The organism is Bifidobacterium canis (assembly GCF_009727065.1).
GTDB classification, from domain to species: Bacteria; Actinomycetota; Actinomycetes; order Actinomycetales; family Bifidobacteriaceae; genus Bifidobacterium; species Bifidobacterium canis.
The window spans coordinates 1-15,704 of the sequence record NZ_WNLP01000010.1 but is presented as its reverse complement, the minus strand read 5'-3'; the positions used below and the strand labels follow the sequence as shown (position 1 = coordinate 15,704).

Annotated in this window: 11 protein-coding genes and 1 pseudogene; 9 read left to right on the top strand and 3 right to left on the bottom strand. The window is 63.0% G+C overall.

Annotated features, from left to right (window positions below; all coding sequences use genetic code 11):
- The first annotated feature begins 212 nt into the window (after window positions 1-212).
- From GSD1FS_RS08145 to GSD1FS_RS08135, 3 genes are all read left to right on the top strand, one after another.
- Window positions 213-2,807 (top strand): ATP-binding protein, encoded by a 2,595-nt coding sequence (locus GSD1FS_RS08145; RefSeq protein WP_155589170.1) that lies wholly within the window; start codon window positions 213-215, stop codon window positions 2,805-2,807.
- A 23-nt stretch (window positions 2,808-2,830) separates the two neighbouring features.
- Complete coding sequence (locus tag GSD1FS_RS08140) at window positions 2,831-3,448, top strand: hypothetical protein (RefSeq protein WP_155589169.1); 618 nt, start codon at window positions 2,831-2,833, stop codon at window positions 3,446-3,448.
- Window positions 3,449-3,541: 93 nt separating this feature from the next.
- Window positions 3,542-4,258 (top strand): hypothetical protein, encoded by a 717-nt coding sequence (locus tag GSD1FS_RS08135; RefSeq protein WP_155589168.1) that lies wholly within the window; start codon window positions 3,542-3,544, stop codon window positions 4,256-4,258.
- A 427-nt stretch (window positions 4,259-4,685) separates the two neighbouring features.
- Here GSD1FS_RS08135 and GSD1FS_RS08130 read toward each other — a convergent pair whose 3' ends face one another.
- Window positions 4,686-5,756, bottom strand: coding sequence for a hypothetical protein (locus tag GSD1FS_RS08130; protein WP_155589167.1), 1,071 nt, complete (start codon window positions 5,754-5,756; stop codon window positions 4,686-4,688).
- 35 nt (window positions 5,757-5,791) lie between these two features.
- Between GSD1FS_RS08130 and GSD1FS_RS08125 the strand changes: the two genes are divergently transcribed.
- Entirely contained in the window at window positions 5,792-7,219 is a 1,428-nt protein-coding gene (locus GSD1FS_RS08125) for an SNF2-related protein (protein ID WP_246166161.1), read from the top strand.
- Here the strand turns inward: GSD1FS_RS08125 and GSD1FS_RS08120 are convergent.
- Window positions 7,191-8,390 (bottom strand): hypothetical protein, encoded by a 1,200-nt coding sequence (locus GSD1FS_RS08120; protein WP_155589166.1) that lies wholly within the window; start codon window positions 8,388-8,390, stop codon window positions 7,191-7,193. The two genes, GSD1FS_RS08125 and GSD1FS_RS08120, sit on opposite strands and share 29 nt — an antisense overlap.
- Window positions 8,391-8,652: 262 nt before the next feature.
- On the opposite strand from GSD1FS_RS08120, the gene GSD1FS_RS08115 reads away from it, so the two are divergent.
- From GSD1FS_RS08115 to GSD1FS_RS08105, 3 genes are all read left to right on the top strand, one after another.
- Window positions 8,653-9,468, top strand: a complete 816-nt coding sequence (locus GSD1FS_RS08115; RefSeq protein WP_155589165.1) for a hypothetical protein — start codon at window positions 8,653-8,655, stop codon at window positions 9,466-9,468.
- A gap of 202 nt (window positions 9,469-9,670) precedes the next feature.
- Complete coding sequence (locus GSD1FS_RS08110) at window positions 9,671-11,308, top strand: isopeptide-forming domain-containing fimbrial protein (RefSeq protein WP_155589164.1); 1,638 nt, start codon at window positions 9,671-9,673, stop codon at window positions 11,306-11,308.
- A 23-nt stretch (window positions 11,309-11,331) separates the two neighbouring features.
- Window positions 11,332-12,303, top strand: a complete 972-nt coding sequence (locus GSD1FS_RS08105; RefSeq protein WP_155589163.1) for a class C sortase — start codon at window positions 11,332-11,334, stop codon at window positions 12,301-12,303.
- A 63-nt stretch (window positions 12,304-12,366) separates the two neighbouring features.
- On the opposite strand, the pseudogene GSD1FS_RS08100 reads toward GSD1FS_RS08105, so the two are convergent.
- A pseudogene (locus GSD1FS_RS08100) lies at window positions 12,367-13,533 on the bottom strand (IS256-like element IS1249 family transposase); the annotation flags it as partial.
- A 468-nt stretch (window positions 13,534-14,001) separates the two neighbouring features.
- Here GSD1FS_RS08100 and GSD1FS_RS08095 point away from each other — a divergent pair.
- Both GSD1FS_RS08095 and GSD1FS_RS08090 read left to right on the top strand, forming a co-directional pair.
- Complete coding sequence (locus GSD1FS_RS08095; RefSeq protein ID WP_129966809.1) at window positions 14,002-14,670, top strand: MSCRAMM family protein; 669 nt, start codon at window positions 14,002-14,004, stop codon at window positions 14,668-14,670.
- Between the two features lie 159 nt (window positions 14,671-14,829).
- Entirely contained in the window at window positions 14,830-15,456 is a 627-nt protein-coding gene (locus GSD1FS_RS08090; protein ID WP_155589162.1) for a hypothetical protein, read from the top strand.
- Window positions 15,457-15,704: the final 248 nt, after the last annotated feature.

Sequence of the window (15,704 nt, the reverse complement as noted above, 5' to 3'; positions counted from 1 at the left end):
GAACACCAATCGGCAGTAAGGTTGAGTGTTCTTCACCGACATCACTGCGTCGGTGAAGACCCCTTTGCGGTCACCGAAGCACACCCACAGGCCATCCACCCGATCCCGTATGGCCCGTGGGATAAAAACCATGGTGTGCGGCAGGCAAAAACGATCCCATTGTTTTCAAACAGTCGGGGGTGGGGACCGGGGTGTGCGCATAGGCGCAGGGCATGAGCGAAACGATACGCAACGCGGGCACCAGCGCCCGCCATCTGGGCAACGGGTTCGTACGCACCGTGGACGGCGCCGCATGGTTGTACGCGCAACTGCCCGCACAACCACCCGTCCGGGACGCCGCCAACTGGACGGACCGGGAACGCAACGCGCGCCCACTGTTGACCCTGCTGCCACGCATCGCGGAACTCACCCCGCACATCCCATTCGCCGGCCGCAAAGCGATGAAAGGGTTCTATAGGGAAATCCACATCCTTGCGGTCAGCACCCCCGAACCATTCGTCCCCAGCGGCAAACTGGACATGGCCAGCCGCATCCGGTTGCAACGCGAGTACGACAACACCGCCGTCCACGACCGTTTCACCCTCATCGGCGTGCGCCTGTCCACCGGGGGAGGCAAGGAACGGCGCAGCGTGTGGCGGCGCATGCTGGGCGCGTTGAACACGATAACAAGCTTGGACGCGTTGGGCATCGTGGAGGACTCCGCATTCGACCATGACCGGGACACGATCACGCAACTGTTCCAGGACGCGGGCTGCACCGTCCCGTCCAACGCGATGATGCGGCGTGCCCTGGCATGGTGGCGCACGGACCGCAAACCCGAAATCGTGCCCGTCATGGTCGAACACGAGCACATGCACACGTTCCCCGACTACGAGTCATGCCGCCGTGCCGCCCGCTTCTTCGACCTGGGTGGGGATTGCCGCACATGGCGCGACCACAACCCGTATTCCTATCCCATGACCATCGTCTCCCTGGGCGCGTTGCCGTTCGAGGGGCAGGACGAACGCGAGGTGCAGGACTCGGATTGGGCGGCCAACCTGTTGGCGCAGGGCCGTGGCGGCGGACAGGGCGCGTTGTGCCTGTCGGTGCGTGGCCTGCTGGAACCCGGCGACATGAGCCGTGAACAAATCGACAAGGACAAGGAGAATGTGTACGACAAGGCGATGCAGCAGGCCATGGATGGGCACAAACGCAACGTGCGTGTGGCCGGTGAGCTCGCCGCCGTCAACGACGTGTACCAGACGGGGGAGCGGCCATGGCCCACGTTGATCGACGCGCGGGTGCACGCCGCGATTCCGCAGATCATCGACCGGCCCACGCAGGTGCTGTACCCGGGGGAGGTGTCGTTGAACCCGGACCGGCAGGAGGCCGCGTTCCAGGACATGATGATCGGCAGCCCCGTGGCCTTCAACCCCAGCCCCGTGTATTGGCCCGTGCCGATCCTCGCATACGCGGGCCTGTCCGGCCGTTCGGTCGCCGGCGACGACATGGGCCGCGGCGCGGCCAGTGATCTGCCGGGCGCCCTGCTTGGGTTCACGGAGGCCGATCTGCAACCGGTGTACGTGTCCCCGTTCGAGTCGCGTGAGAAGCATGATCCGCCGTGTCTGCTGGTGACGGGAGCCACGGGTTCAGGCAAGACCCGCGTGTTGTTGCACATCGCGGCCCAATTGGCGCAATTGCCCGACCCGTACACCACCAAGGACGGCGTCCAGCATCCGCGCATGGTCCCGTACGCACCGCATGTGGCGGAGGATAGGCCGCATATCCCCATCGTGTTTTTGGACCCGAAACCCAATTCGGATGATTTCACCGGGTTCGTGCGCAAACGCCACGGCACGATCGTGCGGTTGGACAGTGAGGATGCGAACGGGATCCTCGACCCGTTGCGTTGCATCCCCGACCGGATGCGCACGGACAGGGTGCAGACGGCCGTGGAGATGCTCTCGCAGATCACCGGCGGCAAACACGGCGACCGTGGCCGTGAACTGGCGTTGACGACGATCGTGTCGTATGGAACGGCGCATGGCGCCGACTGTTTGGGTGAGGCGGTCGACATGGCGTATGAGGCGTACATGGCCCGGGGTTCGGATGCGGAACGCATCGACCCGTTGGTCGAGCAGATCACGCCCGTGTTGCGCCGTGTGGTGCGTTCCGACCCGATGTTCCAGCTGATCTATGGCACCCGTCATGGCGGGCGCAGTCTGGCGATCAGCCAGGGGTTGACCTTGTTGAGCGCGGGCACGTTGAACATCATTTCCGACAAGACCGGTTCGTCCGCCGTGTCGGATATCCAACGGTGGGTGGTGCGTATGGCCGCGTTGGGTGCGACGGCCGCGATCATGGGCCGCAACGGGGTGCTGATCGTCGATGAGGCGTGGAGCCTGTTGGGTGATGAGTTCGGTGTGGGATTGGTGACCCGCATGGGCCGTTTGGCGCGCGCCCAGCATTATCTGCCGGTGTTCGCCAGCCAGAAGGTCGATGAGTTCGTGGACGCGGGCCTGGAGGATTTCGTGGGCCGTGGTTTGGCGTTGGGCATGGGCGTGAAGAACGAGGGTGGTTCGACCGGCGAAAGCCAGGCGCAGGCGGTGTGCCGTTTGTTCAACCAGCCCGAGGACGGGCGCCTGCATGAGCGTATGATGCATGCGCGCGTGTTGGACACGGAGTCGGAGGCGCCCGACTGGCAGTCGTTGTATGCGTTGTTCGACCCGGCCGATGGACGCTTGCTGCGTGGCACGATCTGTTACTACATGGGTGTGGACGGGTCCGCGATCCCCGTGGAGGTGCGCATCAGCCAGGATCTGATCTGAATTGTGACGCATCACCGGTGGGCATGAGATTGTTCAACAAACATGATGATGGGGTTGCACCAGCCCACGAACCCGCCTCCACCACCACACCAACTGTGGAACCGGCACATGTAGAGGAACCGGCCGGTATGCCGGTGGAGGCGCATGCGCCGCGCATGGTGTGCATGGCGTTGCGTGAGGACACCGTCACCGGGGACATGATGGCGGCCGAATGGGTGCGGGTGCTGCACGCGCCCGATTTGGCGCCCAACCCGTGGACCATAGGGGTGTTGGACACCGCGTTCTCCGATCCCGCGTTCGTGTACGCCGCCGCGGCCAGCGTCACCCAACCACAGGTGGGCATGGCTGGCATGCTGGACATGGTGCATGGCGCGGGTGACGGATTCGCGTGTTTCACTCCCGGTTGGCGGCCCGGTGTGGATCTGGCCATGTTGGACGGGCAGCTCGCCCGGTTCGACCGGTCCGCGGGCGCCTGGTCGTTGCGCATGTTCCTCGCATGGCTCATGGGGGACATGATGCGTGTGCGCATGTGCCGCATGGTCGTGGACTCCATGCATGGCGGCAATGATCTGACTGGGTTGGTGGACGCGTACTCCGCGCAACACTTGGGGCCGGCCGGCACCCGCCTGCCCATGGAGTAGGGGGAGTGAAACGTTGATGCGGACGCATGATACGCTGGCGCACCCTATACGTGGGGTGCGTGCCATGAGGCGTATGGGAAAGGAGCGGGCGTCATGGATCGTGTGATGGATGTGAGCGGCTTGTCGGACGCGCAGTTGCGGGCCGCCATCGGTGTGGCCAAGGCGTACAAGGAACGGTGGGACATGGTGGAGCGGGCCTGCAAGGCCGCGCAGGAGGACCGTCTCACCGCCGGCCAACCCGAGGACATCATGGTAAATGGCCAACGCATAGGGCGCGTGTCGTTGAGCCGTGGCGGCCAACATGGCCGTTACAGTGTGTCGGACACCGTGGCGTTGGGTGAATGGTTGCAGGAGCATGGGCATGTGGATATGACGTTGACGCTGCCGGTGGCCGACCCTGAACTGGTCACGGACGGCTGGTTGCGTGTGCTGGTGGAAACACAGTTGCATGGCGTGCTGCCGCCGGGCGTGAAATACACCCCGCCACGCAAAGCGCAGGTTGCGGCCAGTTTGGACGAGGACGCGGTCGATGAACTGTTCACCTCCCATGGCGCCATCGGGTTTGCCCAACACCTGTTGGGCATCACCGACACCGACACCTCTGGCGAACCGGGGGAGGAGGGGCGCACACCGGTGCAAGTGGTGGACGCCACCCCAACGCCACCCACACCACCCCAACGGATCCGGCGGACGCGTTCGCATCAATGGGATGGTGACCCGGTTGGCGGCATCACCACCGGTGCCGCCACACTGTCGGCCGCCACCGATAAGGGGCGCATTGGTGTGGATTGGGTCAATGGCGGCCAGTAATCCACCGTCCACCGTCCCTCGCTTTGCCCCGTGGGAGGCACCCCGGGCGCGGGTGGTTTGGGCAACGCCGCCAACCGGGCCTGTTCCGCCTCCCATGCCGCTTGCCGTGCGGCCTGTTCAGCCATCATCCGCTGTTTCTTCTCCCGGTCCACGTCGACCAGGAACATGATGGCCCCCACGACGCCGGCCACGACCAGGAACGGCCATATCGCTTTGATGATGCCCCACAGCACCGCCCCGGACATGAACGCAAGGACCACACCGATCAGCACCAAGGCGAAGAGGAGTTTGCCCAACGCGACGAACGGATTCCACCGCGGCTCTTTCATGACGCCCCTGCCTTTCCATGCCATAAGAGCGGCAGGGGGCGTCCCGCCCCCTGCCGTACCCGTAATAATATCGCACACGCCATGCGTCCCGCCCCCGTTCAGGTGCACGCGGCCGCCATCACCCGTTGACGCATGGCATCATCCAAGTGCAATGTATCCGCCAGCACATTCAAATCATGGCCTTGCCTAGCGGCCTGTTGGAACACTTTGACCAGATCCACCCCGGACGTATCCACCCGTCCCTCATCGGCCGCCGGGTCGAACCCGAACGACGCCCGGTCCGCCTCCAGGGAATGCTGGTGCAACTGGGAACGGAAATCCGCGAGGATCCGCTCATAATCGGCACGCCCGTTGAACACCGAACCATCCGGGTTGCGCCGCACCGGCACCGGCAACCCCTGTTCCATGGCCCGGCGCACATGCGCATGCCTCGGATTCGCGTCCTGGCCGTTGGAATAATACAAACCGCCGCCCATGCTCACCCCCGACGCCATCTTCTCCTCGACATAATCCGCCAACGTCTCATCCCACACCCGGTCACGGATCCGGTCATCGACACGGCCATGCTCCCGCTTGTACGCGTCCAACCGTTCCCGGTACCGGTTGCCTATCCGCGACCGGTGCGCGGACAAACGGTACGGGGGTTTCGCGAGGATCCGTTCGAGTTTGACCGTGCCGGGCGCCAACATGGCACGCACCAACGGTTCCGAATAGCAGCGGGTGGGATCCAACGCGCAGGAACGGCGCAACGCCAACAGGGTGCCATTCACCCAAGTGCGTGCCAGATCCTGCGCCTGGCTGGGTGAACCGGTGACCATGAGGAACTTGCGGGCCACCGGGCCGGGCCGGCCCTCGGGGCCAATGGCCCGTTCCACCAGTTCCATTTCACGTTCCAGGGAACACACCGGTTGGCTTGTCCAATCATGCCCGTCCCCGGCCGGTTCGCTCGCCTTGAGGAACCGGTCCATGTACATCCATCCCTTTTCGGCTTTGTCACGGGCCCGGTAATACTCCCGGCGTGCCCGGTGTGATTGGAGCGTGCCCTCATCGGGCACATCCCGCACCAGGTCCGGCAACGTGTCACGCCCATGGGGGAGATGGTCGTATTGGCCGCCCGTGCCGTTGGGGCTGCCTTTGGGTTTGCGTGGTTGCGTCCTCATGCCCGCCATCTATGCGCCCACCGTGTGACGCATCACAAGCGGGCATGGTGGAATTGCACGCATACCAGAAACAAGCCGTCCTGTTCGCCCTCCACGCGTTCCAAACGCACGGGGGCGCCGGCCTGTTTTTGGACATGGGGTTGGGCAAGACATTGACGACCATCGCCATTTTGGACGTCATGCACCGCCTCCACCCCGACTGGCGGTTCCTGATCGTCGCACCCAAAACCGTAGCGGTCAACACCTGGCCGGCGGAACTGGCCAAATGGCGCCAGTCGCACACATTGGACTGGGCGGTCGCATGCGGGGTGAAATCCAACGCCAAGCAACGCCGTGAAGCATTGGCCCAACAGGCGACGGTGACGATCATCAACCAGGAGAACCTGGGGTGGTTGGACCGGGAACTGGCCCAATGGCCATGGGACGGGATCGTATTGGATGAACTGTCCGGGTACAAGGACCCGTCCTCCAACCGGTTCCGCATCCTCAAACGCCGCCGCCAGGACCGCACGCACGCGCCCAAACACCCGGGGCATGGGCGCCCGGTGCAATGGGTGTTGGGGTTGACGGGCACCCCGGCCGCGAAAGGGTTGATGGACTTGTGGGCGCAATGCCGCCTGTTGGACACGACAGGCGCGTTGGAGACCACGTTGACCCGGTACCGGGAAACGTATTTCACGCCCGGGCGGCGCAACGGGCATGTGGTGTACGAGTGGCGGGCCCGTCCCGGTGCGTTCGACCGGATCATGCGCCGGATCGAACCGTTCTGTTTGACGATGCTCGCACGCGAACAACTCCAAGGGTTGCCGGACAAACCCCTCATCATCGACCATTGGGTCGATATGCCCGAACAGACCCGCCGTGAGTACGAACGGTTCAAACACGAACGGTGGTTGGAATTGGCCGGCCGTCAGGTCACCGCCGTCAACGCCGGCGTCCTGGCGGGCAAACTCGTCCAATTCACCTCCGGATGTTTGTACCCGGACGAGGACAGTGTGGACGGGCGTGTCATCCATTACGATGCGGCCAAACTTGACGTGTTCGACCGGATCATGGCGGAGTCGCAAGGCGAGCAGATCCTCGTGTTCTACCAGTTGAGGGACGAGTTGGACCGGTTGCGCGCCAAGTACGGCAAGCGGGTGCGCACCGTGGACGAGCCCGGCATCGTGGATGCGTGGAACCGTGGGGAGGTGCCGGTGTTGGCGGCGCACCCCGCCCAGGCGAAGTTCGGGTTGAACCTCCAGCATGCGGGCCATATCATCGTGTGGCTCAATCTGACGTGGAGTTTGGAGGATTGGGCGCAGGCGAACGCACGGTTGGACCGGCAGGGGCAGACCCGCATCGTGCAGATCCACCGGATCGTCACCCGAGACAGCGTGGACGAACGCAAACTCGATGTGTTGAGCGGACGGGCCGTGTTGGCGGACGCGGTGATGGGCGAACTCAAACACACCACCGTATCCGCCGACTGACCATTACCGGCATTCGACGGGTTGTGGCGCCGCAGGCTGCGGTTGTGTGGGGTGCGCCATCTTGCGCCGCCCGGTCAACCGGCGCATGATCTGGGTGCGCATCTGCACACGGAACCGTTCGACCGTCCGTTGGAACTCCATGTAGCCGGCCGGCCGGGTGTGGCGCCACGGGGACGGGCCAACGCATTGAGCTGCCCGCACGCCTCACTCCACACATCCACCACGGTTTTGTCGTCCATGGGCAGGCGTTTGGCGCGCAGGCCGGTACGGGCCAACCGCACCGGGAACCCGTAATGGGACAACACCGCATCCGGTTGCAGGGCGCGCCCATGGTAGCCCGCCACCAACCACAGGCACAGCACGGGATCGTCGACCACATCATCCATGCGTTCGGCCGCACGCCGGTGTTTCGCATCCAACGGCGGCAACGGCAGATCCTCCAACCTGCGGGGGCGGACGCATCAACGGGGCAAGCGACAGTGGCGTCGGAGGCGTCCAAGGCGGCCGCAGCGGCACGCAGCTCCTGCGGGTCCAACCCCATGGCCAGCAACCGGTCGTCACCCAATTCGTTGATCATGGAGGAGGTGATGTGATGGTCCGCCAACCATTGACGGTCAATGCCACCGGACCCGTCCACCAGACCGAGGGCCTCATCGGCGACATCGACCCGCATGTCACCGATCTGCAAACCATCGTCGATGTTGTAGTGGGGACGGTTGCCGTCCAACGCGGCCGCTTGGGTCAACTCGCGCCACTGGTCAAGGCCGCCGCATTTGAGACGGCGGTGCGCGGCCGGGTTCGTGCTCATTCCGTCATGCAACGGGGGCCAACGCATCCATTTGCGTTCCCCGCGTGCGTACGCGGCCATCTGCCGGTCCGCTTCCTCACGGGCGGCGATGTCCCAGATGTCCTCGTCCGTCAGTTCCCGGTGGCCACGCCCGTCACCGCCACGCAGTTTCAAACGCAACGTTTCGTATTTGCTGGCTTGGCGCACCAGTGTGGGCGCCATTCCGTACTGGTCGTTGAGGATCTTCTCGATGCTCACTCGCGAGCACAGGTAGTGCGCGTAGCGGCGCGTGAGGGTTTTGGACGGGTCGCGCAACGCCTCCACGGTTTTCGTGGTGATCGCCGTGCGCACCAGATCACTGGCGACGTTGGGTTGGTGGATCATCCCGTTGAGCCGCCATGCGGGGGTGCCCGCGATCTTCGGGTTGGACCAGCGGGTGACGATCCGGTCGAACTCGAGTTCGCCCACGGGGGCATCATCGTCAGTGGTGGGCATGGGGGTGTGCGCGGCCGTGACGGCGCCGCGTTCCGTGGTGTAAACGTGCATGGCCCCCCCTATGCGTCCCGGACGCCACCCGCAACGGTCCCAATCGCCAGTAGCGCAAAGGACGCATGCCACGGCCACCTATGACAAGGAGGGTGCAGCTATGGACGCAACACAACGGATCCATGACATCGCGTCCCGCAACGACCTGCCAATGGCATTGCCGGGAGCGTTGGCCCTGGTCGGCTACGCCTCGTACTGGCATCAGGACGATGGCAGCACGGACGAGATCACCGGCCCCGCCCTATGCGCCAATCTGGACGATGCGCGCGCCACAGGCCACCTGTACGGGCAACCACGCACAGCGGGGGAGATGATCATGGCGCGTACCATCGCCATGCACGAGCCCCGCATCACCGCCATCTGGCACACCGCCATGTTCCCCAACCTGCCCGGCAACGGGATCCTCCTGGGCCAAGGCGCGGATGGGGTGATGCGCGCATGGATATGCTCCATCCACGAATGCGACTCGTGCAACCACTGCGTGTTGAACCAAGTCACCGACAGCCTGTTCGTCCGTTCCATCCGCAACCATGGCTTCCTGCTCGACGAGGGCACCAACAACGCCTATCTCCGCATCGGCGGGTTGGGGGACGCGCGCGTCGCGTTCCACCGGATCATGGGCCACCCCAACCCGTTGCGAACCATGCCATGGGAGATCGAATGGTTGTACGTGGTGTGCGACCCGCACGGGCACACCAATCCATTCCCCCCATTGCGCCACGATGCGGACGGGATCGCCATGGTCGACCCGTCCACGTTGTTGGAACGGGTGGAACGGACCCATTCCATGGACAAACCCATACCCCCATGGGTCATCTCCATGCTGTCGGGCCCCCACCACCTGACCGGCCCCATTGCCATGCAAGGAAACGCCACACCGTGCTCCGGTGTGGCGTTTTGCATGTTTGACGCATAGAGGGGTGGACCGGCCGCAACCGGCCGGCGACGCCACACCAGCGTGGGCACCGCCATCCGGTTGCAGCCGCAGGGACGGCGCCGTCCCACCCGTGCGTACTGGAGAGAGCGCACACAAGAGGGTCCACAGACAGGAGGATTGGCTTCACACCGGCGCGCGTCCCTTTGCGCACCAAGGGCACGAAGAGAGCAAAGGAACACCCATGAACAACCCATGGAAACACACCATGGCCGCCGTCACCGACTGCCTGACCATCATGGCCATTACCGGCGTTGGCACGGCATACGCCGACACCAGCCGCATCCCAGCGGCCGAATTGGCCAAACACCAACCAATCACCGTGACCGCCACCACCGACATCACCGCCAACACCTTTGACGCGATCCCATTGGCCACCTACACGTACGCGACCACGGACGGCACGGATATCATCGGATACGACCTGGCCACCAATGCCGGCCTCACCGAGGCGATCGGTGCGGCGTTGACGGCGGCCGGCGCCACCGGATATGACAGGGACGATCCGATGCTGTGGGTCGTGCAGAACCTGTTGGACTCGCAAACCTCCCCATGGTCGGGGCAATTGCGTGACTTCCTGGACGCGTTGAAGAACGAACAGGCGGTCAAAGACACCGCCGGCACCCGGCTGCATCCCGTGGAGGGCAACACGAACCGCCAATCGGCGCAGGTGACGCCCAGCGTGTATATGGTGTTGGACCGCACCGGCACGGGCCGTGCGACGATCGCCGGGTTGAACGGCACCGGCATCAACGGCAAGACCCGGCTTGCGACTGATGCGAGCACGTTCACACTCAGTGAGGTCGAATACAAGGTCCACGACATCACCGTAAGCAAACGCATCACGGCCGTCGAGGACGAGGACAAGGGCGATGTGAACACCGACGGGTTGTCGGAGGACACGGAACAGGGGCGCATGGTGTCAATGCGCCTGACCACCACCGTGCCGAACTGGACCGGATACGACAAGTACTATCTCGCGTTGAACGACACGTATTCCCAAGGCCTGTCCTTCGATCCCGCGACCGCGGCCATGACGGTCAGTGTGGACGGCGAACCGTTGGACGCGCAATACTGGCATGTCACCGGCGCCAAGGACGGTGCGTTCACGCTCAGGTTCGGCACCACGGACGGGGACATCATCCCCAACAAAACCATGTTCCCTGTGGGCGCTCCCATCACGGTCGAGTACCGGATGATGCTCGACAAGGACGCGGTCGCAGGCACCAAGGACACGAACAGTGTGAACATGGAATACTCCCACAACCCGAACACCTGGACGGATCACGAGACCAAGCAGGGTGACACGGTGAGCGTGCACACCGGCAAGACCATGGTATCCAAGACCGACATGAACGGCCAACCATTGGCGGGCGCCGAATTCCAGCTTCTTGACGGCGACACCGCACGCGAGGTCGTCAAAACCGGGGACGGCGCCTACCGTTTGGCCGAACCCGGGGAGAGCGGCACGACCCTGATTTTGGCCACGGACGCCAACGGGCGTGTGAGCGTCAACGGCACCGATGGTGCGTACGTGTTGAAGGAAACGAAATCCCCCTACAGCAACCCGTTGCTGCCGCAGGCCGGGGTCACTGTGGCCGTGGACGACAAGACCGGCGCCATCACCACCACGGAAGGCGACGGCGATGTGCACCAGATGATCGACGTCACCGATGGCACGGTCGTTGTGAGGAACGCGCGCACCTTGCTGGAGATGCCCAAGACGGGCGCCGCATGGCTTCTGGTCTGGGCGTCGGGGTGTGTGTTGGCCGCTGTGGCGGGTGTGCTGCTGCTCGCCCGTTCCCGCACGGCCCGCCACTGAGGCCGTGGAAAGGATGGTGACGCATGTGCAAACATGGTGACCGGCAGGCCAGTAAACGGTGGCGCAGCCTTGTGGCGGGCTGCCTGCTGCTGATCGTCTCCGCCACATGCGCCACCATCCCGTTCGCCTTGCAGCACGCGAACCAAGGTGAGCTCGCCGCCGTCAACGCCGGCCATGCCAACGCCACGGCCATCATGGACACGAAGACCCGTGAGCGGGAACTCACGGACGCTGCCCGCTACAACCGGCGGCTGGCCGGCAGCGGGCAACCCGTGTTGGACGACAACCCCGACCCGTTCAACAACAACCAGCCCACGTACGACACAGAGTATCTGCATGAGTTGGATCTGCCAGCCGATGGGCTCATGGCGACCGTCAGCTATCCACGGTTGGGCATCGACCTGCCCGTCCGCCACGGCACCACACCCAATGTGTTGGAGCGTGGCGCGGGCCACATGTACGGCACCAGCCTGCCCATCGGCGGAGAAAACACGCACACGGTGATCAGCGCCCACACGGGGTTGGCGGACACCCTCATGTTCGACAAACTCCACTCATTGGGCGGCCAGGCCCGCGTGGGCGACGTGTTCTATTTGCACACCCTCAACCAGACGTTGGCGTACAGGGTCGTGGACATCCAGGTGGTGGCCCCGGATGGGTTCGATGCATTGCGCATCCAACCACACCGCGATCTGGCCACCCTATTGACCTGCACCCCATACGGCGTAAACACCAAACGGTTGCTTGTCACCGGGGAACGCGCCACCATGCCCGGACAAGCCCCACTGCCACAGGACGCGCCCGAGGACCACACATGGCTATGGGTATGGGTGCCGATCGCCGTGTTCTGGCTGCTTGTGATCGTGGTCATCACCATCGCGTTGAACCGCCGCAATCCACATACCCGCCGCATGAGGCGCCCGGCGCACGAACCGAAACCCATCACACAGGAAATCCCCATCACCACACTTGAGGGAGAAACGAGCCTGACATGAACCCGCAGGGTTAAGGGTCAAAATGTGTGTCTGGCTCGGCGTGTCGCGGGGGTTAGATTTGGCCTTTTGAATGCCGATTGAGTGGGTGTAGTCGGTGTCGATAGCGTTGTCGTAGAGGGCTGGGCGTCCTGTTTCGTGGTCGGCTTGGTTCTCGGTTTGGGTCAGGGTGGATACTTTGGCGAGTTGGCCCTGGCCCCAGTCGGACTGCCTGGCGATTCGTACTGGATCGTCAGGCAGTTCCGTTTTTAAGTAGAGCCACCAATCCAGCATGCGGCGTTGTCGTTCGCCTGATCTGCCGCGGTGGGTTCTGGCGAGCAGTTTGAGCTGGGCGTTGATGCCGCCTTCTAAGCTGTTGGTGGTGGATTTGATCCGCTCGGGCGCAAGGACTCCTGCTGGCGGGTTGAGGTAGACAAACAGCATCTCGGACCGCCAAAGATGGTTGAGGCTGTTGTAGGCCTTGCGCACGTTGTGGTGGGTCCACACGCGGGTCCATGCACCTGTTTTGGGGTCTTTGATCATGGTTTTCTCGTTCATCCATTCCCGGTAGATCGTTGAAAACTCGTGCAGTTGCACACCCCACGCGGCGGCTTCATCCAGTGTGGTGATCCGGGTCAGTTTCAGCGCAAGTCGGTAGATGGTGCGCCCGGCATCGGTGCGTGGGTTGGTGGTGGTGTAGCGGCGGACCACGCGTTGGGCGTGGACGAGGCAGCGTTGAATTTTCGTAGTCGGCCAGCACTTTTTGATTGCGCTGTATGCGCCTTGGCCGCCGTCGATGACGGCGATGAGTGGGGCTTCGATGCGTTCAAGCAGCAGTTGGTAGTCGCGGGTGGTTTCGTGTTTGCACCAGTGCCAGGCGATCACGTGGTCGATGGTCGCCGCGACGATCAGGCAGCCACCGGCGGTGTAGGTGCCATCGAGAAATACCTGGTCGTAGATCCGCTTGTGGTGGCCGGCGGTGGGGTCAGGCACATCAACGAGCCAGCACCACTTGAAGCGCCGCTTCATGGTGGCGCGGCTAACACCGTTTCGTTTGGCTAGGTCGTCGAGTGATATTGCGGTGGTGCAATGCTCGATGAACTGGGTGAACACTGCCGCGTTGGTGATGTCGTTTCGACGTTTGACGCTGGAGGCGCCGCATTGTTTGCAGCGCCATCTGGTGGTGCCTTTGCTGGTGGTGCCGTTGCGTTTCATTTCACCGCCGCAGTGGCAGCGTGGTTGGTTCTTCGACATTGCGACACCACACCACGCCGCGCATAGCACATCACGGCTGCCACACCGAGGATTTCCCGTCGGGGGCTAGATATATGCTTCCGGAGCATATACTTTCCGGAAACCTACAGGTCAATCCGTGAAAATCCGCGATTCCGGACACACTTTTTGACCCTTAACCCAACCCGCACACCACACTGCATCACACCCACCGCATCGGCATCCTCCTGCTTGTCATCAGTCTGCTCACTGGCCTGCTAGGCATGGGCGTGACCATGCCCGGCAGTGTGGTGGTGAGATACCTGACCGAACCACAAACACAAAGCATCAATCGCAACTATCACGGTAGTTACTTATACGGAGCGGGGCCGTTGCATACTACAAACTCCTATTCTGGCTATGGCTACTATTACACGTACAGCAACATCCCCTCCACACCACCCAGTAATGCGCGCACCCTTGACCCCAGTGTGTACACGGCCAGTTGGGATGCCGCCACCAGCACGCTCACCGTGGACGGATTGCCCGACAACGCGCGCATCTGGGTTGGAATACGCGCTCGTCTACAACAGCGTCAACACGCAGATCACGAATGCGAGGAGCACGGCCATGCTCACCGTGGACGGCGAACCGGTAGAAGACATCAGCACCGCCACCACGACGAACACGTTCCCCATCTACAAAAGCGCCGCGGTCGCGAAGATCCAAGGCGTGTATTTGAAGAAAACAGACAGCACGGCCCCGACCCTGCTCCTGCCGGACGCGGTGTTCGACCTGCAACGATGGGATGGCACCCAGTACGTGCACGACCGGACCATCACCACCAGCAGCACGGCGGCGAGTGTGGTGGACAAACTGGAGTGCGGCACCGCGTACCGGCTCACCGAAACGCAAGCACCCGTCGATTACAACCTGGACAGTACGCCATACGAGTTCGCGTTGAAAGCGTGCGAGGCGCCAACCGGTCTCAAACCGGACGGGTGGCATGGGGTGGAGCACATCACCATGGACACCATCACCCGCACCAACCAACGCATCCCCGTCAAACACACCATGCCCACCACCGGGCAAGGCCTGATACTGATCCTCCTGCTCGGCATCTCCCTGACCACCATGATCGGCGGGATCATCATCCTGGCGCGCACCAGCCGCCGGTGAACCAAACAAGACAGCACACCAACCGTCCCACACTCGGCGACAATGAATGCCGGACATGGGACGGTTGGTGTGATAATGGACCGTGAGCGACACACCCAACCGATACGGCATAGCCGTCGTACGACCATGCAAACAGGGGTGCAAACGAAAGGACGATTCATGGACATGACCAACGCGGCATTATGGGACGAACTGCAACACCATCCGGCCACACAAGGGTACACCACCAGCCGGTTCCTCACCATCGCACCAGCCTCCAACGGCATTGACCATGGCCTGGTCATCAAGAACGGCGATCAGGGAAGCATGCCGATGCACACCCGCCACACGTTGGTCCACTCCAACAATCAATACCAATTGTGGCATTACGACACGGACGGCAGCAGCGTGTACGACCAGTTCGAGGACGCCGGCCAAGCGGTGGACATCATGACGGACACGCTGCACGACATGGTGATGGAACAATACCCCTACGACACGGACTTCGCCGCCGCCATCGAGGACGCGTTGACGGACATGCAACCCGGTTGGCAAGTCGCCGCGTTCGACGACACCGGCATGGAAACCAACGACATCGGCACAGGCGACTATATGATCCGCGCCACACGCAACGGGGCTCCAAGCCCATGGAAACTCCACATCCTCCCTCCCGGCCAATCCGGTGTGGACGGGGCGCGCCTGACCGTGCAAGCCGAGGACGGGCATGGTGATGTACGCACGGAGGCGTTCGACACGGTGGACGGGGCCGTGCAATGGGCGACAACCTTGTTGCGTGACGGGCGCTGACCGGCACCCTTGGTTCCAACAGGGGCGCAACCCATGGTCGACCCATGGGTTGCGCCCTTGCATATTCCCGTGTTTTTCGCCTTGATTCGTTCCATGCCCTCCCTATGAGTATTCGTCGTATTCGTTGATGGTGTGATGGTGCATGGTTCCTGTCCTTCGTTGCAGGCTGTTTGTTGTTTGGTTGTGGCGTTCTTTCTTTTGTTGTGTTGGTTTGGTTGTGCGTGTCTGATGTGGGATTGACAGGGGGT